We start from the raw sequence: 20,225 nt of genomic DNA, 5'->3' as shown, positions 1-20,225 counted from the left end.
GCGAGGGTCCGTGGCTCAGTCTTCGGAAGGCTGGATATAAAGCAGAACGTCGCCAGGCACCACCGCCTGCCCCGGCACGCAGGCCAGCGCCGTGACCGTCCCCGCCACCGGCGCCAGCACCGCCAGCTCCATCTTCATCGCTTCGATCACCAGCAGTTTGTCGCCTGCAGCCACTCGCTGCCCCGGCTTGGCCAGCACCTTCCACAGGCTGCCGTTCATGTCGGCCCGCAACGGCTCGCCCTGAGCCTCCACGGCAGGGGCCTGTGCCGGCAGGGGCGCAGCCGCCGGCTCCAGATCGAACTCGGCCCAGCGTTGTACCTCGGCCTCGAACGCTTGTTTCTGGCGCGCCTGGAACTGGCCGATGCTGCCGGCGTGCTCGTTCAGAAAGGCGCTGTACTGGGCGAAATCGAACTCGGTGTGCTCGATCCGGATCTGCGCACGGCCTTCGCGAAAGGCTTCCCGAAAAGCCACCAGCTCCTCTTCGCTGACCGGATAGAACTTCACCTGATCGAAGAAATGCAGCAGCCAGGGCTGGCCGTCCTTGAACTGGGGGTTCTTGTTGAAACGGTTCCAGATCGGCAGCGTGCGCCCCACTAACTGATAGCCGCCGGGCGAGTCCATGCCGTAGATGCACATGTACATGCCACCGATGCCCACCGTGCCTTCAGCGGTGAAGGTCCGCGCCGGGTTGTACTTGGAGCTGAGCAACCGGTGGCGCGGGTCCAGCGGCACGGCGCAGGGTGCGTCCAGGTAAACATCGCCCAGGCCCAGGATCAGGTAATGGGCCTGGCTGATGATCTCCATCACCTGCTCGCGGCTGGCCAGCCCGTTGATGCGCTGCAGAAAATCGATGTTGTCCGGCAACCACGGCGCCTGGGCGCAGACTGTCTCACGGTAGCGCGCGACGGCCGCCAGGGTGGCGCTGTCTTCGAAGGCGATGGGCAGGTGCACGATGCGCGTGGGCACCTTGATGTTGGCCACATCTCCCAACTGGGTCTCCAGCGCTACCAGGTGCTCCAGCAACGCCTGCTGTTCCAGCACCTGGCTGTCGTAACGCAATTGCAGCGAACGCACCCCGGGCGCCAGCTCTTCCAGGCCGGCGATTCTGGCGGCACTCAGGGCCTCCATCAGCAAATGGATACGCAGCCGCGAGGCGATATCCAGCACGTTGTCGCCGTACTCCATCAGGATGTATCCGTCACCGGCCTGGCGATAGACCACCGCCGGCCGTTCGGCACTGGCCGGCAGCTCGCGCAGCACGGTGGCCGAGCGGGTGCCTTGCGGCAGCAGTGAAGGGGCTGGCAGCGGCTGCGCTTGGGCCGGCGCCAGCTCGGCGATGCGCTGGGCCTGAGCCTGTTCCAGGTGCTGCGCCTGTTCGAAACTGATGGGGTGAAAACGGATGCGGTCGCCGGGCTTGACCTGCCCCACTTTCCACAATTCGGCCTTAGCGATGGTCACTGGGCAGACGAAGCCGCCCAGGCTTGGGCCGTCCTGGGTCAGGATCACCGGAAAGTCGCCGGTGAAATTGATCGCGCCGATGGCGTACTCGCAATCGTGCACGTTCGACGGGTGCAGCCCGGCCTCCCCACCATCGGCACGGGCCCAGCTCGGCTTGGGCCCGGACAGCCGGATGCCCAGGCGGTTGGAGTTGTAGTGCACTTCCCAGTCGGTGGCGAAGAAGTCGTCGATCGCTGACTGGGTGAAGAAATCCGGTGCGCCGTGGGGCCCGTAGAGCACCGCGACTTCCCAATCGGTGCCATAAGTGGGCACCAGCGCGGGGGGCAGCCCTTGGGGGGCACAGACGGGTGCCGGGGTGGTACAGGCCGGCAATGCCGGCTGCGAAATCTCCAGCAGGTCGGTGGCACGCAGGGTGCGCCCGGCATGGCCGCCGAACTGCCCCAGGGCGAAGGTGGAGCGGCTGCCCAGGTATTGCGGCACGTCCAGGCCATTGCGCACTGCCAGGTACGCCCGGCAACCGCTGGCGGCACGGCCCAGGCGCAGGGTCTGGCCGGCCTTCAGGTTGATCGGTACCCAATAAGGCACCGGCTCGCCGTCCAGGGTCGCCGGGCAATCGGCCCCGGCCAGGGCGATGGTGGCGGCGCAGTGGAATTTGAGCGTGGGGCCCTGCAGCGTGAATTCCAGGCCCGCAGCGCTGGGGTGGTTACCGACGATGCGGTTGGCCAGGCGGAACGCGTAGTTATCCATCGGCCCGGAAGGCGGCACGCCGATGTTCCAGTAGCCCAGCCGGCCAGGGTAATCCTGCACGCTGCTGTAGGTGCCCGGCTCGATCACCTCGATGGCCTGGGCGGCGTAGACGAAGCTGTCGAGCAAGCGGGTGAACACCTGGGCCTGCGCGAAGCGCGGGTCGGCCACCACCTGGCGCAAATAACCCAGGTTGGTGGCTATGCCGTGCAGCCGCGTTTCGGCCAGGGCCGCCTGCAGCCGGGCGATGGCCTGGTTGCGGTCACGCCCGTGCACGATCAGCTTGGCCAACATCGGGTCATAGAAGGCAGAGACTTCCGTCCCGGTGCTCACCCAACCGTCTACCCGCACGTGCTCGGGAAAGTGCACGTCGGTCAGCACGCCCGGGCTGGGCAGGAAATTGCGCAGCGGGTCTTCGGCATACAGCCGCACCTCGATGGCGGCCCCTTGGGGCGCCTGGCGCAGCCGTGCCCAGTCCAGTGGGGCACCAGCGCCCACCTTGAGCATGCACTCGATCAGGTCCAGCCCGGTGACCGCCTCGGTCACCGGGTGCTCGACCTGCAGGCGCGTATTGACCTCCAGAAAGTAAAACGCATCGGCGGCAGCGTCATAGATGAACTCCACGGTGCCGGCGCTGCGGTAATTGACCGACTTCCCCAGCTGCACCGCTGCCTGGTGCAGGGCCTGGCGGGTAGCTTCAGGCAGCAGCGGCGCCGGGGTTTCCTCCAGCACTTTCTGGTTGCGCCGTTGAAGCGAGCAGTCTCGCTCACCCAAGGCCACCACCTGGCCGTGGCCGTCGCCGAATATCTGCACCTCGATGTGCCGGGCCTGGTCGACGTAGCGCTCCAGAAACGCGCCTGCGTCGCTGAAGAATTGCTCGCCCATACGCTTGACGCTGTCGTAGGCCTCACTCAATTGGGCGGCGCTTTCGCAGCGGGTCAGGCCGATGCCGCCGCCACCGGCGGTGGTCTTTAGCATCACCGGGTAACCGATGCGCGCCGCTTCCTGCAGCGCGTGGTCCAGGCTCTCCAGCAGGCCGGTGCCGGGGGTCATCGGTACCTGGGCCTGGGCGGCCAATTCCCGGGCGCGGTGCTTGAGGCCGAACTCGCGAATCTGCGTGGCGGTCGGGCCGATGAAAGCGATGCCCGCCTGCTCGCACGCTTCGGCGAACTCAGCGCTTTCCGACAGAAAACCATAGCCGGGGTAGATCGCCTGGGCGCCGGTTTCGCGGGCGATGGCCAAGATCTTGTCGATACGCAGATAAGTATCAGCGGCCTTTTCCCCTGTCAGCGCCACTGCCCTGTCGGCCATGGCCACGTGCGCGGCATTGCGATCAGGCTCCGAATACACAGCGACACTGCGAATGCCCAGGCGCTTGAGCGTGCCAATAGCGCGGACGGCGATCTCGCCGCGGTTGGCGATCAAAACGGTATCGAACATGGGGCTTGGCTCCGTAACAGGGGGGCGGCTCAGGCGTTGGCGAGGCTGGCGATGTAGGCACGCCAGCCGCCATGGGCGGTGATGTCCTGGGCCTTGGCCAAGGCCCAGGGTTCGCAGATGAAGCCCTTGACGCTGCGCCCGTCAGCCAGCGTCAGGTTGCCGATGCCCAAGGGGCTGGGGATTTCGGCGACGAACTCGCCGAAGCGCGCCAATGGGATGTCCCACAGCTCGACGATGATCGCCGCGCCCGCTTCGGCCCGGGCCAGCCCAGGCTTGGGCGGTACGGTGCCGGGCAAGGCATAGAGGCGGTAGTCGGCACAGGTGGTGGTCTGCTCCACCAACACCGCGCCTCGGCTGCTGAGCTGATGATTGAGCGGCATGCCGGTCAGGTGCGCGCCGACTACCGCCACCCGCACGCACCCCGGCACCTGGGTGGCGGGCCGCGGCGCCGGGGCCGGTTGCCCCGTAGCACCGAGCGGCAGAGCCAGGTGGGCCTGCCAGCGCTTACCCAGCTGCACCAAGGCACGGTCGTGCCAGGCGGGGGCGATCAGCGTGATGCCGGCCGGCAGCCCATCGCCGCGAAAACCTGCCGGCAGCGCCAAGGCGCAGAGGTCGGCCAGATTGGTGAAGTTGGTGTAGTAGCCGAACTGAGCATTGAACAGCACCGGCTCCTCGCCCATCTCTGCGCGGGTACGCAAGGTAGGTGAGGTGGGCACCAGCAAGGCATCGAAGCCCTCCAGCGCTGCCTGGATCTGCCGGCTCAGCTCGGCCCGCAGGTATTCGGCCTTGTAGGCATCGCAGGCGCTGTAAGCCAAGCCATTTTCGACGATGCTGCGCACCACCGGGTGGATGGCTTCGGGGTTACTGCGCAGCGTCGCTTCGACCGCGACGGTGCGCTCGGCCACCCACGGCCCCTGGTAGAGCTGCTCAGCTAGGGCCTTGAACGGGGTGAAGTCAATCGGCTCAAGGTGGGCGCCCAGCGCCGACAGGTGCGCGGTAGCGGCCTGGAAGGCGGCCTGGTTCTGGGTATCTCCAAAAAACTCCAGCACCGCCGGCACTGCAAGGCGAGGGGCACGGCCGATGGCCACCGGCGCCGTATTGGGGTGCACCCGCGAGTACGCATCGCTCGGGTCGAAACCGGCCAGCACTTCGACCACCGCATGGGCATCTTCGGCCGTCAGTGCGAACACTGAGACGCAATCCACGGTGCGGCAGGCCGGCACTACACCGGTGGTCGGCAGCCAGCCCTTGGTGGGTTTGAGCCCCACGATGTTGTTGAAACCCGCCGGCACACGCCCAGAGCCGGCGGTGTCGGTACCCAGCGAAAAGGCCACCAGCCCGCGCGCCACCACCGAAGCAGAGCCTGAGCTGGAGCCGCCGCTGACATAGCCTGGATCGAACGCATTGGGCACTTCACCGAAGGGTGAACGGGTGCCGACCAGGCCAGTGGCGAACTGGTCCAGGTTGGTCTTGCCGACCAGAATCGCACCGGCGGCCTTGAGACGGCTGACGACCGTGGCGTCCTGCGTGGCCTCATAGGTAAACGCCGGGCAGGCTGCGCTGGTCGGCCAGCCAGCGGCATCGATGTTGTCTTTGATGGCGAAAGGCACGCCGTACAGCGGCAGCCGGGCCCTATCGCCACCCTGGTCGGCCAGCTGTTGCTCGAGCTGCAGCAATTGCTGGCGGATCTGCTCGGGGGCCGCCACGGTGATCCAGGCGGCGTCATCGCGGGCATAACCCGCCACCCAGTCCAGTAATACGCCGGGGTCCATATGGCCTTGGGCGTAAGCCTCGGCCCAGTGGGTGAGCGTCCATCCTGGCGCGGGAGCATCGTAGGTTGCCATCTCGAATTCCATCTTGTATCCAAGTGTGAATTCGATTTAGCAAAGGCCGGGCCAAGTCGAGTTTATGCTTTGGTTTCAGTGAGATAGGCGCAAGAGGCCTGAGCTTCTTGGCTGAGCGCTGCACCAATCTAGCGCCACCTTGCACAGAGAAGGTGCCCCGCTTTCGATGTCGCCCTTCAGGCCTGATAGCGCCCGGCCCGGTGGTTCATACCGATGATCGAGTTCAGCACCCCTGCGCCGGCAATCGACATCAGCCAGACAGGCCAGGCCACCACGCTCAGCGACAGGCACAGGATCAGCACGTCGCAGCCTAACTGCAGCCAACCGGCGCGCCAGCCGAAGCGCTGCTGGAGGAACAGCATGAGGATGTTCAGCCCGCCCATGCTGGCGCGGTGGCGAAACAGCACCAGAAAGCCCACGCCCAGGATCACGTTGCCCATCAATGCGGCGTACAGCGGCTCGATGCTCGCTAACGCGATCAGCCCCTTGCTGTGGTCGCTGATCAGCGATACCAGGCCGATGGCGGCGAAGGTCTTGAGGGTGAACCCCCAACCCATGCGGCGCACCGCCAGGTAATAGAACGGCAGGTTGATCAGAAAGAACACCAGCCCGAAGCCGTAGCCCCAGGCGTAGTGAATGAACAGCGCAATGCCCGCGGTGCCGCCGGTGACCAGGCCGCCTTCGCGCACCAGCAGCAGGCCAAAGGCAACCAGCAAGGTGCCCACCAGCAGGGCAAGGCCGTCTTCGATACGGGAATGGGGAAAAGGGGGGGTGGCGGCGGTCATGGGCAGCAGGCTCAAGGCAGAGGGGCAACTCTACCACGCCACCGCACACATCATGCATTTACACTGAAAAAACGCATAAGGATTTATTTTTCATACACAAACACGCACAAATCAATCACTCACGCACTCCCTATCGCTACGCCCGCTTCCTTGAAGCGCTCCAGCACCACGGCCGTTTTCAGGTGGCTGATCATCGTATTGGCCGTCAGCCGGCCCATCAACCCATTGAGTTCCGCCAACCCGGCCACCGCCACCTTCAAGCTGTAGTCGGCTTCACCTGTGGTCTTGTACACGTCGATCACCGCGGCCTCCTCCAGCACGAAACGCTCGAAGCCTTCGCTGGTGCCCCGGGCATGGTTGACCAGGCTGACCTCCACCATCGCCACCACTTGGGTATTCATGGCCTGGGGCGCCAGGCGCGCGTGGTAGCCGAGAATCAAGCCGGCCTGCTCGAGCGCCATGCGCCGGCGCGAGCATTGCGAGGCCGACAGGCCCACCAGCTCGCTCAACTCCTGGTTGCCCAACCGGCCGTTGGCTTGCAGCAGGGTGAGGATCTTCAGGTCATGGGCATCGATGTCGTGCATGGGAATGTAGCCCTGGGCAGGTTCGCTAGGTGAGGCATCGCAGGGTAGCAGGTGCCCGCTGGCGTATGCTAACCCCACCATTGGGAGTGCCGAGCAGAGTGGAACCGCAAAAACCGGTAGAAATGCCAGTTGTGGCCCTACTGCCGGAGGTTGAGTATGAAGCTCCACGTAGCCAACAACCCCAAGGGAGCTTCCCCATGCTTGAACTGACTGGAGAACAACTTCAACTCGCTAAAAATGCCTTTCACGCCCTGGACAAAGACCGAGATGGAACCCTGACCGTTGGAGAGCTTTCGGATGCATTGAAACGCTTTCTGAGTGACGAAACGGTGGATCAGATAATTGGAAAGATCAACACCGACGGCGACGGCAAGATCTCGTGGAATGAGTTTCTCCAAGATTACAAAAACCAACTGGAAAATGACTGACGACGATCGTTCGGCTGCTTCATGGTGCAGGGCCTGAGCAGCAGAGCGTTTGGTGAGGGGCGGTGCACAACCCTGAAACCGCCCCCCGTGTTTCGAGCACCCAGTCGTCATCTAGCGGGCCGCGGAAGTTGTACTGCGGCCCCCAAGTATTGACCTGTCGCGGCCATCAGCCCGCCTGCATCGCGCCACGCTAGAACCCGTACTCAACCTGGGTATAGAGCACCCGGTTATCCCGCAGCTGACCCAGAAAGCTGTACTGGGGCCCATAGTAGTAGTCCATCCCCGCCTTCAGCGTGACCGGGTCGCTCACTCGGTAACTGCCCTGCACTCTTGCAATGCCGCTGCCGTCGCTGTGGTTGGCTGCGCCGCTGAACTCAAGGCTCAGTTGGTCGTTGAGCCAGCGGTCTGCCAGGCGCCAGGTAAAACCCAGCTGGTCGCGGCGGGTCTGGTTGCTGGTTGCCAGTTGCCGCATCGCCACTTCGCGCTCGAAGCCCGGCGCCAGGTCGCGAGCATCGGCGTAGTCGAACACGTGCAGCCAGGTCAGTTGCACGCCTAGGGTGGCAGTGCCTGGCAGTTGCCACTCGCCGCCTGCGACTGCAGCGAACTGCGGCTTCTTGTGCAGGAAGTCACTGGCGCCGTCGCTGCCGGAGTGCGAATAGGCCACCTCGGCCCGCCACACCGTACTGCCTTGGGTGGTGCTGAAATCAGCGCCAAGCACGCGAACATGCTGGGCCCTGACGCGGACCAACGCGCCACTGGGGCCGATCCCTCCAGGCACCAGCACAGGAAGCGGGTCGGTGCCGTCGAACCAAGACACCGAGCCGTCGGCACTGTCGCCGGTCATGTCCCATTTGAGTGCCCATTGATCGCGCTGGGAATCCTCCTGCCGGTAGGTCACACCCGGCAGGCTCAACAAGGGAATCTGCGACTGCTTCGCGTGGGGGTACCACGACCCCTGCAGCGTGCCCCAGCCGCTGTCATGGCTCAGGCTGATGCCGTCATTGCCCCAGCGCTGCTCGCCATCGACCGGGGTGAGCAGGCGATAGTTGCGCGGGCTGAGGTTATCGGTCGGGTTCACGGCGTCGGCACGGCCCCAGACCACGATCTGCCGGCCCACCTTGAGGCTATAGTCGGCAACGTCGTAACGCCAGAACGCTTCGCGAACCAACCCGCCACGCTCCTGGCTGGCCGACTGCGCCATGGCCCAGCCGTCGAACACCAGCTCACCCAGCTCATCGCTGCGAAGCGTGGCCCGCCCCCAGGCAGAGCCGGTGGCGATGCCGCTGCGGTCAGTGAGTGCGCGGTCACCGCTCCAGGCCCCGGCACGTAGCGACAGCGAATGGTCCAGCGCTACCTCTGCCCCTGCCAGGCCTGGCAGCAACGCCAAGCCCAGCCACCACGTTCGGCTCACCGGTCCAGGCTCTGGGCTTTGAAGTAGCGGTCCGAAACACCCTGCTCGGCCACATAACCGCTGAGGGCGATCACTGTTCTGTGGCCGCTCTGGAGGTTCTCGGCCTGCGACTGCATGGCCTGCCACTTGCCCTGGCTACCCACCTGCTGCCATTGGCTGTTGTCGACCCGCTTGAGCGGTTGGCCAGCCAAGTCATAGAACTCGACTTGCAACGGCACTCGGTTGGCCTTGGCGATCAGGCTGACCATCTTCGAGTAGCCGCTGTCCTTGCCGACGCTGCCATCGGCCGGAACGGATTCGATCTTCCAGGCCGGCTCGCCGCCCGGCGCGGTCACGTCCCCCAGCAGCGTATGCCGCCATTTGCCAGGGTTGTGGCCAACGATGTCGCCATAGCTGAAGTCGGTGCCCACGAAGCTGTCGCGCTTGTTGGCTGCTGACAGCCTGCGCACCTTGCTCAGTGCCGGCAGGTAGATCCACATGTCGTCGTCGCCGGCCGAATGCTCCACCAGCAAGGTAGCGGTGCCCTTGATGTCCTGCGGCGAAAGGAACTTGACGTAGCGGCTGTTATCATCGCTGCCGGCCTGCAGGCGGGTTACGCCCTCGGTCTGGCGCACGCGCTGCTCGCCGGCGGCATTGATCAGGGTGAAGGTGGCCTGGGTGGATGAATCGCGCACCTTGGTCACGGCGTAGCTGTCACGCATGATTGCCGCCGCATCAGGCTGCTCGGCGTAGGCAGCGTCAGGGGCCGCGGCCAGCGCCAGGCCCAGTACCGCGCCCAGCGCAAGCAAGCCGTTGAGCTGCGCAGCCAGCCGAGGCTCGGCGGCGCCGAAAATGAAGCGAGGGCGAAACACCAATGCCAGCGCCGGCACCAGGGTCAGCGAGCCGATCACGCTCACCAGCATGGCAATCACAATGAACATCGACAGCCACAGGTGAACGTTGTAGCCCACCGACAGTGCCAGCACGCCGTAGCCGCCGGCCACCGCCGTGGCGACGAACAAGCACGCTTTGCCGGCGGTGGCCAGCGTGGTGCGCACTGCCTGTTCCGCCCCCTGCCCCGCCCGTACCTGCTCGCGCAGCCGGTAGAGGATGTAGATCGCGTAGTCGGCGCCAATGCCCACGGCCATGGCACTGATCAACGAGTTAGGAATGTTCAGGGGGATGTGCAGCCAGCCCATGGTGCCGAACACGGCCACCACGGCAAGTGCCAAAGGGGTAAGCACGATCAGCCCGGCGAACGGCGAACGGAACACCAGCGCCGAGATGACGAAAATGGCCAGGGCCACCTGCAGGATGTTTCGCAGCTTGCCCTGCACCAGCGTTTCGGTGAGCGCCACAGTTTGCGCTACATCCCCTCCAAAGCTGACTTTCACGTCGGCTGGGAAGGTCTTGGCCGCCTGCGCCTGAAGGTTCGCCAACAACCCCTTGACCACCGCATTGTCGCCGGTCTTGAGCAGCAGGGTGATCTTGGCGCGCTGGTAGTTGTAGTCGACCCACGAATCGAAGTCGCCCGGCTCCCCGGACATCGAATACAGCAACAGGTACTGGGAAATCAGCGCCTGGCTGGCCGGCAGGGTGTCGAAGCTTTCATCGTCACCGTGCATGGCCTTGTTCATGCGCGTGAGGTAGTCGACGATCGACACGGCTTTGCCTACGTGCGGCTGAGCCTGGGCGTAATGTTCAAGGCCCGCGATGGCGGCCAGCACATCCGGGCGTTTGATGGCGTCGGCAGCGGGGCCTTCGATCATCACGTAGAGGCTGTTGGTGCCACCGAACTGGGCATTGAGCTGGGCATCGTCCTGCTGGATCGGCAGGTTGGCAGCGAAGAACTTCTTGGTGGCGTTGTCGATTACCACGCCCTGCATGCCCCACACCAACAACGCGGTCATCAGCGCGAACGCTGCGAACACCCCCGCGCGCCGAGGCGCACAGACTACCCACTCGGCTGCCCCTCGCGCCAGGCGGTCCCACACACGCACCTTGTCGCCTTTGTTCAGGGCTTTTTGGCTGGGGGGCTTGAGCAGCGAACGCACCGCCGGAATGAACGTCATTTCCAGCAGCATTGCGCTGAGGATTCCGACACCGGTGAACACACCGAAGGAACGAATGGTGGCAATGTCGAACACCAGCAGCGAAAAAAAGCCGATGGCGGCGATGCTGCCGGCGATCAGCATGACCGGACCGACGCCTGCCAACGATGCGATCACCGCTTCACGGTTGGCCTCGCGGGGGGCCAATCCACCTTCGTTGCGCAGGCGCGCATAGTCCTCGTAATAACGCTTGAGCAACTGCACCGCGTGCCCCGCGGCCACCGCCAGAATCAGGATGGGCGTGGGCGAGTTGAAGATGTCCATCGGCTGGCCGAGCACGCCCATGAAGCCGGTGCCCCAAGCCACCGCCATCAGCGCGGTCACCAGCGGCAGGACCAGGCCCTGGACGGTACGGAAGGCTTCGAAATGCAGAAGGCCGATCACCAGGATGGCAATGGGGAACAGGATGTTGATGCGCTGGGCGTATTGCTCGGTCTGCTCCAGGTACACAGGGTTGCCGCCCAGGGTGATGTTCAGGTCATCGCTTTTGAAGCCATCGACCACCTCATGGATCGGCGCCATCATCGCGGTGAAACCGTCGGAGCGCTCCTTGAGCTCCACCAGGATCGCCGCGCTGCGCCGGTCGGCCGAGACCACCGTCTGCTCGTAGACTGGGTTGCCCGCCAGCGCCACGCGCAGGGTCGCGGCATCGGGCAGTGCGCCATCGCCCAGGAGCGGGCGGGCCTCGAAACCTTCATCGGTGCCACGAATGCCCTTGGCTTGGTGGCTACCCAGGCTCAGCAGCGTGGAGCGCACCACCCCGGGGGTGGTGTCCAGCCGCGCAGTGAGGTCACGCACGGTGCGCAGCACCTCAGGCTGGTAGATATCACCCTGTTTGGGGGTGATGCCGATGATCATCAGGTACTTGGACCCGAAGACCTTCTCGACCTGGTTGGTCGACTGGATCAACGGATGACCCTGAGGTGCCAAGGTAGCAGGGTCGATGACGATCTTGAGCCCTGCCCCGAACACGCCGAGCACAGCGGTGAGCAGCAAGGTGACGGCGATCACCGCCCAGCGGAAACGCAAAATGAATGCAGCGTAGTTACGCATGGTGCACGCCCTCCTGGGCGGTGGCCTGCAGGAGCAGGGTTTCGAGGTTGGCGAGGTCCTTCTCGACCTGCGAAATCAGCACCTTTCGCAGCAACGACACCGGCAGGATGCCGAAGAAGCGGCCCGGTTCTACATCGAACTGCCAGTGCAGGTCGGTATGGCCTTGGGCAGTGTCGGCAAAGCGGTACTGGCCCACATATTTGAACGGCCCTTCCAGCACCTCGAAGCTGTAGTGCTGACAAGGCTCGCTGGCCAGGATGCGGCAGTCGAAGTCCATCTTCTTGCCCAGGAAACTGAACTTGATGCGGTAGCGCGCGCCTGGCGCGGTGCTGCCGTCTAGCAGGCTGGCCTCTACGCAGGAGCCTTGCCACAGCAGATCGTTGGAAGGGTCGCTCAGGTAAGCAAACACGCTGGCACGCGGCAGCGCCAGCGTGCGTTGGTACTCAGCCCGGATCATGGCTGTAACTCCACGGCAAGGGGGGCGAAGAAGCGCTGGTTCAGCTCGCTGGCCACCGCTTCGACGAAGGGAAGGTAAAGGATGGTGTTGTGATCGCCTGCCACGCGGCCCACCTGAAGGCGCTGCGGGCACAGGTGCTCCCAACCCAGCAACGGGCCGAAGTCTTCTGGCTCGTCGGCGGCCAGCAGCAGATGCAGCGGCGCGTCGATTCCAGGCGGGAAATACAGCTGCAGTGCTATGCCATTGGCCAGATAGGTTTCGAACAGCCGCGCCAGCTGCCCGGCGTCGGCGTCTGGCTCCAACGCACCTGCAGCTTTGGCCTGTTCGAGCACGAAGGTGAACGCCGCATCGCTGTCCATGCCTCGCAGCTCGGCGGCGTCCAGTTGCAACCGGATGCCGTGGGGCGTGGCAAGGTCCCGGGCGAACCAGGCTAGCAGGGTGGCATCGTCGGCCTCGGCCGGTACGTTGGCTGCTACCGGGGCGCGGGTGTCGAGCAGGAAGGTGCCCTCCACCGCTTCGCCTGCGTCGAGCAACTGGCGGGTCACCTCATACGCGATGGCACCGCCGAAGCACCAACCGCCGAGCAGGTAAGGCCCTTGCGGTTGAACCTCGCGTATCTGCGCCAGGTACAGGCTGGCCATCGCCTCCACGGTAACCTCCGCCTGGCCGGCCTCGCGTAGCCCAGGCGATTGGATAGCGATCACCGGGCGTGGCGTATCGAGCAGGCGGGCAAGCACGCGGTAGCTGACCACGTTGCCGCCGATCGGGTGGAACAGCCACAGCGGTCGGCCTTTGCCCTTGCGCAGGGTGACGCGCAGTGAGCCAGCGCCGCCCCCTCGGTGCACACGGGCGGCGAGGCTTGCGGCGGTGGGGGCGGCGAGCAAATCCGCCACCTCCAGGGTGCAACCCTGTTCGCGGGCCACACGGTTGACCAACTCGACCGCCAGCAGCGAATGGCCGCCGTGATCGAAGAAGTCATCGTGCACACCCAGGCCTTCGCGTTTGAGCACCGTTTCGAACTGCGCCAGCAGTTGCGCCTCCAGTGGCGTGCGCGGCGCCACCGGGGCGGCGTGGTTGAGCGGAGCTTGCGGCGCAGGCAAGCGGCGCCGATCGACCTTGTTGTTGGGCGTCAGGGCGAACCGCTCCAGCTCCACCCAGAGCGTAGGCACCATGTAGGCGGGCAGTTGCGCGCGCAATGCGTTTTGCAAAGACGCTGCGCTGACCTGCGCGCCCGGGCGGCTGGCCCAGTAACCCACCAAGGCCTCGCCGCGCTCATCCACCCAGCGGCTGACAACCGCCTGCGCAACACCTTCGCAGGCCCCTAGCACCGCTTCGATTTCGCCCAGCTCGATCCGGTAACCGCGCAGTTTGACCTGGAAATCCAGACGGCCGTGATGTTCCAGCAGGCCCTGGGCGTTCCAGCGCACCTTGTCGCCGGTGCGGTACAGCCGTGGGGCGAGCGCAGGCAGATCGCTGCGAAAGCGATCGGCCGTCAACTCAGGTCTTTGCCAGTAACCGGTGGCAAGGCCCTGGCCGCCGATCCATAACTCGCCGAGCCGGCCCGGCGGGACGGGTTGGCAGTGCTCGTCGAGTACCCACAGGTGGGTATTGGCGATGGGCCGGCCAAGGGTTACCGGCTCCCCTGCTTCCAGCTTTGCCGCGCTTGACCAGATGGTGGTTTCGGTAGGGCCGTAGAGGTTCCACACCTGCGCGCAGCAGCCCAGCAGGCGCTGCGCCAGGCCGGCCGGCAGGGCATCGCCGCCACAGAACGCTGCAAGCCCGGCCAGTTGCCCGCTTTCATCGCTGTCGACCAGCATCTGCCAGGTGGCCGGGGTCGCTTGCAAGGCCGTGATGTGCCGGCTGGCGACCCAATGCAGCAAGCGCTGGCCGTCACGGGTACTGGGGTGGTCGGCGACCCACACCTGGCCACCCACGCACAGAGGCAGGAACAGCTCGAGCAGGGAGATATCGAACGACGGGGTGGTGACTGCCAGCAGCCGGGTATCCTGCGTCAAGTCGAGGATTTCTCCCAGGCTCGCCATGAAGTTGAGCAGCGCGCCGTGGCCAACCTCCACACCTTTTGGCAGGCCGGTAGAGCCGGAGGTATAGAGGATGTAGGCAGGGCCCTGCGGGTTCAGCTCAAGGTTGGGCACTGGCAGGTCACCTTCGATGCCAGCCAGGTACAGACGGGGCACTTCGGCTGGGAAATCATCGAGTTCATGCTCGGTGACCACCAAACCCAGCATGGCGTCGGCTGCGATGTAGGCTAGCCGGTCGGTTGGGAAATGCGGGTCCAGCGGCACGTAGCAAGCGCCAAGGCGCCAGATGCCGAGAATCAACGGCACCAGTTGCGCGCTGCGCTCGAGCTTGAACCCTACCCGGCTGCCGGCCGCTACACCTCTGGCCGCAAGGGCTGCAGCGAGTTGGCCACTGCGCTGCCACAAGCCGGCGTAGGTCATGGAGAGACTTTCATCACCCAGCGCCAGCGCGTCGGGCTGAGCCTGGGCCTGGGCTTGGATCAGCTCGAGAACAGACCCTTGGCGCCAGTGTCGAGCAGGCCCGGTACCCAGCGCTGCCCACTGCACGCGCTGGCGGGCATCCGGCGCGCAGAGTTGGGCCAGCGGCCGCTCAGGCTCACTGACCAGGCGCCCGGCCAAGGCAACGAAGGCGTCGGCCATGACCTGCACACTGCCTGCGCTGAACAGCCGGTCGTTGTACTTGAGCAGGCCGGTGAACGCGCCCTCATGCTCGCCGCCCATTTCCAGCGTCAGGTCCAGTTGCCCTTCTTGTTGCGGCACATAGAAGCTGCTCACTGCCATGCCTGCCAGCACCTGCGCCTGCTCACCCGGCGCCTGGCTGAAGAACTCGGCGAACGCCTCCACCACCGGTAGCCGCTCCCAGGCAAAGCCCAGTTGCGACAGCGCCGGGTAGCCAGGGTCGCGGCGCGGTGCTACAGCCTCGACCACCTCGTGAAACGGCAGCGCTTGGTGCTTGAGGGCTCCGGCGAACACTTCGCGCGCCTGGGCCAGCAACGCCAGGAAGGTCATGTCAGGTTGCGCGCGCAAGCGCAGGCACAAGGTGTTGACGAATTGCCCCAGGGCCTGGCGCGAGCTGCGCTTGATGCGGTTGGCGAAGGGTGTGCTCAGCACGACATCGGGCTCGCCGCCAAAATGGCCGATGAAGGCGGCATATGCCGACAGCATGACCAGAAAAGGCGTGGCCTGATGCGCACGGGCGACGGCCTGAACCTGTTCGGTCGTGGCCCGCCCCAGGTTGACTGGCACCGAAGCGCCGGCATGCCATTGGGTTGCCGGGCGCGGGTGGTCCAGCGGCAGGCTGTGCAGTGCAGGTGCATCGGCCAGCTGCGTGCGCCAGTACTGAGCCAACTCTGCGCGCAGCCCGGGGGCCAGGTGCGTGCCGGCATGCTCGGCATAGGGCTGAGCCTCGGCGGCCAGAAGCACGCCCCCAGCACCGGCCAGGCGGCTTGCCGCCTCTTGCAGCAACAGCCCCAGCGACCAGAAATCCAGCAGAATGTGGTGTACCACGAAGACGAAAAGGTACTGGCCTTCGCCTCGGCGGTAGAGCTGCACGCGCCATAACGGGGGACGCGCCAGGTCGAACGGTTGGCGGGCATCGGCGCGGGCGAGCTCGGCCAGCGCCGCATCGCTCAGGCCCGTGCAGTCAGCCATGCGCACCTCAGGCTGCATCTGTTCGAATACCTGTTGCTCTACTCCGCCCGGGCCTGCGACGAAGGCGCTGCGCAACAGCGCAAAGTCATGCTGCAAACCGTCGAGCAGCGCAGGTAACGCCGGCCACTGCGCTGCAACCCGGCGCACTTGGCAGCTGAACAACAGGTTGAAGGCGCCACAGCCGGGGTCCACCTGCTGGACGTACCACAAGCCCTGCTGATCGGCGGCCAACGGCCAGGCGGTCGCCAGATCGGCGATGGCGGCGCCGGTCATGCCAGCCCCGGTGCGTCGGCCGCCAGTGCTATCGAGGGCTGCGCCGGCTCGGCCAGGCAGCTAAGGTAGGCTGCCAGGGCATCGACCGAAGGGTAATCCCACACCAAGGTGGGCTCCAGCGTCATGCCCAGTTCGTCTTCCAGGTCGCCCACCAGGGTTAGCGCCACGATTGAGTCCAACCCGTATTCGGACAGGTTACGCTCGCACGCCAGAGTGCCCGGCTCCATGCGCAGCTCCTGCTCCAGCAGGCTGCTCAGGCGCGTACGCCAGTAAGCGGTGTCACGACAGATTGAGTTCATCGCAGGCATCTTCCTTAATGATCGAGGGGAACAGTTGTTCGGCTGAGCCAGCGCTTGCCAGCGGCCAGGTGAAAATCGACAGCATGTGGTTGGCACTGCGTTGGTGAGCCAGTTGAGCCAGTAGCGCATCGACACGTTCGGGAGCGAGCACGCCGTGGCCAAAGTCGGCGGCCAGCCCACGCTCCAGCAGGCCGAGCAGCCATTGGCCGCTGGCAAAAAAGGGGCCGAAGCGGTTGCGGTTGTAGAGCCACACGCCCAGGCAGGCCGCCACGCCGAACACCGCGCAATAGCGCTGCGCATAGCCGATGCGACGCGCTTCCTGCTGGCCGGCCTGGCGAGGGGTCTGGCGGATCTGCTCGGCCAGCGCCTGGGCCTGCTCGACAAAGGCCTGGCATAGGTGACGCAGCTCGGCCAAGGTGGCGGCGGGCAGGTGATCGCTCTCCTCCAGCGCCTGTACCTTGCCCAGCAAGTGCGGTAATTGCCCTATGAGGGGGTCGCCGTGGCGGGAGAACAGCGTCAGCTGGCTGTAGTCGATGTCGGCCAGCGGTGCCTCGAGGTCGAACAGCGCGTGCAGGCACTGGCTAGCCTCGGGCTGGGCGGTGTCGCGTACCAGGGTGTCAAGCAGTGTGGTCAGGCTGTCCAGGCACACGTGGGTACTGCCGTCGAAAATCGAGACGATCGCGCCGTCTCGGTAGAACTTCTGGAAAATGCCGACGTTTTGCTGGTCGCGCATGTAGAACCGCGCCCCTAGCACATGGGACAGCTCAGTGCAGGCGTGGTCGACCAGCCGGCACACCTGCACCTTGGTGACCGACGACCACGCCGCGTACAACTGCGGGCACACGTGCAGGCCGCGGGCGGCGACGATGGTCACGCACTCGGCTGCCAGTTGCGACAGGTAGGCGTTGGCGAGCACATCACGGTTGTGCGGCAACTGGTCGATGGGCTTGCCGTAGAGCACTCGGCGCGCGGCATAGTCACTGGCGATGCGCAGCGCGGTATCGCCCACCCCCAATGACAGCGCTGCGCAGAAGGTACGCGTGACTTGAAAGCCCTTGAGCGCCAGCTCAAGGCCATGGCCGGGCTGGCCGATCAGGCAGTTGGAGGGGATGGTGCAGCCGCGAAAGCCGATGCCGCTGATATCGCAACCCTTCAGGCCATGGGTCTTCACCCGTGGCAGGTAGTAGTAGCGCTGGCTGTTGAGCTGGTCCTTGGAAATGATGAACAGGGAATGGTTACGCATATGGTTGCCTTCGCTGGTGCGCGCCAGCAGCACCAGGAAGCCCGAGCGAATTGCCCGGTTGATCGGCCATTTTTCCCCATTGAGCGTGTAGCTGCCGTCCTCGTTGAGGGTAGCAGTCAGGCGATTGGACACCAGGTCGGCGCCATGGTCGGCCTCGGAATAGGCAAGGCAAGGGAAACTAGCATTGTCCATCATCCAGCGGGCGATGGCCCGGCGCTGCTGATCGGTACCGCCCAGCCAACCCAAGGTACTCCAGAGCATGGTGCTGTAGGCCACCGCCACCGACATGTTGCGCCTGGCCAGGGTGCGGCCCAGCGCTACGAAAGCTTCACTGCTGCGAAACTGCCCGCCCAGCCCATGGGGCACATAGGCCTGAGGAAGGCCCAGGGCGTTGAGGCCGGTGACTGCAGCTTCGGGGAAGGCATCCTGTTCGTCGAGTGCCAGCGCGCTGGGCCAGGACAGCAGGTTGCTCTCCAGCCACGGGTCGCCCAGCCGTTGCTCCAACGACAACGCGCCAAGGTATTGGGCCGGGATCATGGTTGCACCCTCCCGACCAATGCCTGCAGCACGCCTTGCTCCACGGCCTGGCGTGTGCGCGCTCGCTGCAACTTGCCGCTGGAGGTGCGCGGCAGGCTGTTGGGCGCTACCAGCAACAGCTCGCCAACGCGCAACTGGTGCACCTGGGACACGGCTTCAATGATTCGCACACGCAGCGCCGCCAACTCGGCTTCGCTGGCGCTGCGCTCAACCTCCACTACCAGCCCCAGCGCCTCTTCCCCCCCCAGCTCGCGGGCATAGGCAGCCACCCCCTGCGCCCGGATCGCAGGATCGAGCTTGCCAACGGTGTCTTCCAGGTCGGTCGGGTAATGGTTGTGGCCATGGATGATGATCACGTCTTTGAGGCGGCCGGTAACGTACAGTTGGCCCTCAACGAGCGCGCCCAGGTCACCGGTGCGCAACCAGAGGTGCTCGCCACCTTCGAGGGTGGCGTGGAACGTGGTTTGGGTAGCCTGGGTGTTGTTCCAGTAACCATCGGCGACCATTGGGCCGGCGACCCAGACTTCCCCCACTTGCCCGGCAGGCAGCGCATCCAGGCGCTGCGGGTCGACGATCAGCACCCGTGCCCCGGCCGCAGGCGTGCCACTGCTCACCAAAACCACGGCGTCATCGCAGGCGGCGGGCCGGACCGTGCCGCCGAGCAGCGCCTGGCGGTCGGCACGCAGCGTCACAGGCGCAGCATCGGGTGCGCTGGCAGCCACCAGCAAAGTGGTTTCAGCCATGCCATAGCACGGCGCGAAGGCCCGCGCGTCGAAACCGGCGGGCGAGAATACCTGGCTGAACAGCTCCAAGGTGCTTTGGCGAATCGGCTCAGCGCCGTTGGCCGCAAGGCGCCACCGGCTCAGGTCCAGGCTCGCGACCTGCTCCGGCTTCAAGCGGCGCGCACACAGCTCATAGGCGAAATTCGGTGCAGCGCTGACAGTACCGCCCAGCCGGCTGATCGCCTCCAGCCAGCGCAGTGGGCGTTGCAGGAAGGTCGCGGGTGCCATCAGGTGCACGGGGTAGCCTACATACAACGGCTGCAGCAGCCCACCGATTAGCCCCATGTCGTGATACGGAGGCAGCCAGACGACGCCGACATCGTTCGTACTGCTGGCCATGGCCTGCTGGATCATCGCCGAGTTCGCCAGCAAGTGCCGGTGCAGCAGGCGCACACCTTTTGGTGCGCCGGTGGAGCCGGAGGTGTACTGCAACACCGCCAGGCTGCCCGCATCAATGGTGGGCACCTGCCAAGCCTCGACGGGCTGCACCGGCGCGTCGTCCACTGCCAAGGTACGCAGCGCCCCTTCGGCCAGAGCCGACCACTGCCCTGCATCCAGGGCTTGCACCACCGCGCGGGTACTGATCAGTACCGAGGCATGAGCATCCTCGACGACCAACCGTACGCGCTCGTAGGAGGCGTTGAACTTGGGAGAAAACACCGGCACGGCAGTAGCACCGGCATACCAGCAACCCAGCAGCGCCAGCACATACTCGGCGCTGGGCTGCAACAGGATCACCACGCGCTCGCCCGCAGCGCCGAGTGCCTGCAAGCGTGCGCCGAAGGCCTGGGCAGCCTGGTCGAGTTGTGCGTAGGTGTAGCTCGCGGGCGCGTCCACGCCATTACCGAAAGTCAGCGCCAGGCGCTCGGGCGCGCGGGTGGCACGGTGGCGTAAAACGTCGAGAAAGTGGGTGAAGGGAGCCTCATGCCCCAGGCGAGGTGACTCCGCTAGCAGCGTACTGACAGCGACCATGTCCGAATCTCCATATTAAGAGATCGCGGAATATACAGACCTGTCTATCTATATCGCAATTGATTTAGTTCCATTGAATGACGAACCCAGGTGTAGCTTCGTATGAACGGGGGGCGGACTAGGGTGTGGAACAGCA

At 65.2% G+C, this 20,225-nt stretch carries 12 protein-coding genes; 1 reads left to right on the top strand and 11 read right to left on the bottom strand.

Annotation, left to right across the window (positions count from 1 at the left end):
- Positions 1-15: 15 nt before the first annotated feature.
- The 4 genes from uca to F474_RS09360 form a co-directional block, all read right to left on the bottom strand.
- Entirely contained in the window at positions 16-3,642 is a 3,627-nt protein-coding gene (gene uca / locus F474_RS09375; RefSeq protein WP_097085414.1) for an urea carboxylase, read from the bottom strand.
- Positions 3,643-3,671: 29 nt separating this feature from the next.
- A complete protein-coding gene (atzF, locus tag F474_RS09370) occupies positions 3,672-5,486 on the bottom strand; it encodes an allophanate hydrolase (RefSeq protein WP_097085606.1) in 1,815 nt (604 codons plus the stop codon).
- A 176-nt stretch (positions 5,487-5,662) separates the two neighbouring features.
- Positions 5,663-6,271: a YitT family protein gene (locus F474_RS09365; protein WP_097085415.1), complete on the bottom strand. Its 609-nt coding sequence runs from the start codon at positions 6,269-6,271 to the stop codon at positions 5,663-5,665.
- 119 nt (positions 6,272-6,390) lie between these two features.
- Positions 6,391-6,855: an Lrp/AsnC family transcriptional regulator gene (locus tag F474_RS09360; RefSeq protein ID WP_097085416.1), complete on the bottom strand. Its 465-nt coding sequence runs from the start codon at positions 6,853-6,855 to the stop codon at positions 6,391-6,393.
- Positions 6,856-7,052: 197 nt separating this feature from the next.
- Here F474_RS09360 and F474_RS22635 point away from each other — a divergent pair, with 197 nt between their 5' ends.
- A complete protein-coding gene (locus F474_RS22635; RefSeq protein WP_165830288.1) occupies positions 7,053-7,283 on the top strand; it encodes an EF-hand domain-containing protein in 231 nt (76 codons plus the stop codon).
- Between the two features lie 190 nt (positions 7,284-7,473).
- Here F474_RS22635 and F474_RS09350 read toward each other — a convergent pair whose 3' ends face one another.
- From F474_RS09350 to F474_RS09325, 7 genes are read right to left on the bottom strand one after another with little or no spacing between them, the layout of a single operon-like run.
- Positions 7,474-8,694: a hypothetical protein gene (locus tag F474_RS09350; protein WP_097085418.1), complete on the bottom strand. Its 1,221-nt coding sequence runs from the start codon at positions 8,692-8,694 to the stop codon at positions 7,474-7,476.
- Positions 8,691-11,837, bottom strand: a complete 3,147-nt coding sequence (locus F474_RS09345; protein WP_256577754.1) for an outer membrane lipoprotein-sorting protein — start codon at positions 11,835-11,837, stop codon at positions 8,691-8,693. The genes F474_RS09350 and F474_RS09345 overlap by 4 nt, the downstream gene beginning before the upstream one ends.
- The gene (locus F474_RS22915; RefSeq protein WP_256577755.1) at positions 11,830-12,294 is read right to left on the bottom strand and encodes an SRPBCC family protein; all 465 of its coding nucleotides are present in this window, start codon (positions 12,292-12,294) and stop codon (positions 11,830-11,832) included. The genes F474_RS09345 and F474_RS22915 overlap by 8 nt, the downstream gene beginning before the upstream one ends.
- A complete protein-coding gene (locus F474_RS09340) occupies positions 12,291-16,256 on the bottom strand; it encodes an amino acid adenylation domain-containing protein (protein WP_116562233.1) in 3,966 nt (1,321 codons plus the stop codon). Before F474_RS09340 ends, F474_RS22915 begins: the two co-directional genes overlap by 4 nt.
- Positions 16,253-16,555, bottom strand: a complete 303-nt coding sequence (locus F474_RS09335; RefSeq protein ID WP_176510727.1) for an acyl carrier protein — start codon at positions 16,553-16,555, stop codon at positions 16,253-16,255. The genes F474_RS09340 and F474_RS09335 overlap by 4 nt, the downstream gene beginning before the upstream one ends.
- On the bottom strand, positions 16,536-18,335 hold the full coding sequence (locus F474_RS09330) for an acyl-CoA dehydrogenase family protein (RefSeq protein WP_097085420.1): 1,800 nt from the start codon (positions 18,333-18,335) through the stop codon (positions 16,536-16,538). The genes F474_RS09335 and F474_RS09330 overlap by 20 nt, the downstream gene beginning before the upstream one ends.
- The gene (locus F474_RS09325) at positions 18,332-20,089 is read right to left on the bottom strand and encodes a fatty acyl-AMP ligase (protein ID WP_097085421.1); all 1,758 of its coding nucleotides are present in this window, start codon (positions 20,087-20,089) and stop codon (positions 18,332-18,334) included. Before F474_RS09325 ends, F474_RS09330 begins: the two co-directional genes overlap by 4 nt.
- Between the last annotated feature and the right edge of the window lie 136 nt (positions 20,090-20,225).

It is taken from the genome of Pseudomonas sp. URIL14HWK12:I12 (assembly GCF_003097135.1).
Classification (GTDB): Bacteria; Pseudomonadota; Gammaproteobacteria; order Pseudomonadales; family Pseudomonadaceae; genus Aquipseudomonas.
Note: the sequence above shows the minus strand (reverse complement) of the source record. Positions and strands in the feature narration are given on the sequence as shown.

Coding starts and splice junctions, on each gene's coding strand:
- atzF (WP_097085606.1), bottom strand. CDS start 5,486: ATGGCAACCTACGATGCTCCCGCGCCAGGATGGACGCTCACCCACTGG.
- F474_RS22915 (WP_256577755.1), bottom strand. CDS start 12,294: ATGATCCGGGCTGAGTACCAACGCACGCTGGCGCTGCCGCGTGCCAGC.
- F474_RS22635 (WP_165830288.1), top strand. CDS start 7,053: ATGCTTGAACTGACTGGAGAACAACTTCAACTCGCTAAAAATGCCTTT.
- F474_RS09360 (WP_097085416.1), bottom strand. CDS start 6,855: ATGCACGACATCGATGCCCATGACCTGAAGATCCTCACCCTGCTGCAA.
- uca (WP_097085414.1), bottom strand. CDS start 3,642: ATGTTCGATACCGTTTTGATCGCCAACCGCGGCGAGATCGCCGTCCGC.
- F474_RS09345 (WP_256577754.1), bottom strand. CDS start 11,837: ATGCGTAACTACGCTGCATTCATTTTGCGTTTCCGCTGGGCGGTGATC.
- F474_RS09325 (WP_097085421.1), bottom strand. CDS start 20,089: ATGGTCGCTGTCAGTACGCTGCTAGCGGAGTCACCTCGCCTGGGGCAT.
- F474_RS09335 (WP_176510727.1), bottom strand. CDS start 16,555: ATGAACTCAATCTGTCGTGACACCGCTTACTGGCGTACGCGCCTGAGC.
- F474_RS09340 (WP_116562233.1), bottom strand. CDS start 16,256: ATGACCGGCGCCGCCATCGCCGATCTGGCGACCGCCTGGCCGTTGGCC.
- F474_RS09330 (WP_097085420.1), bottom strand. CDS start 18,335: ATGATCCCGGCCCAATACCTTGGCGCGTTGTCGTTGGAGCAACGGCTG.
- F474_RS09365 (WP_097085415.1), bottom strand. CDS start 6,271: ATGACCGCCGCCACCCCCCCTTTTCCCCATTCCCGTATCGAAGACGGC.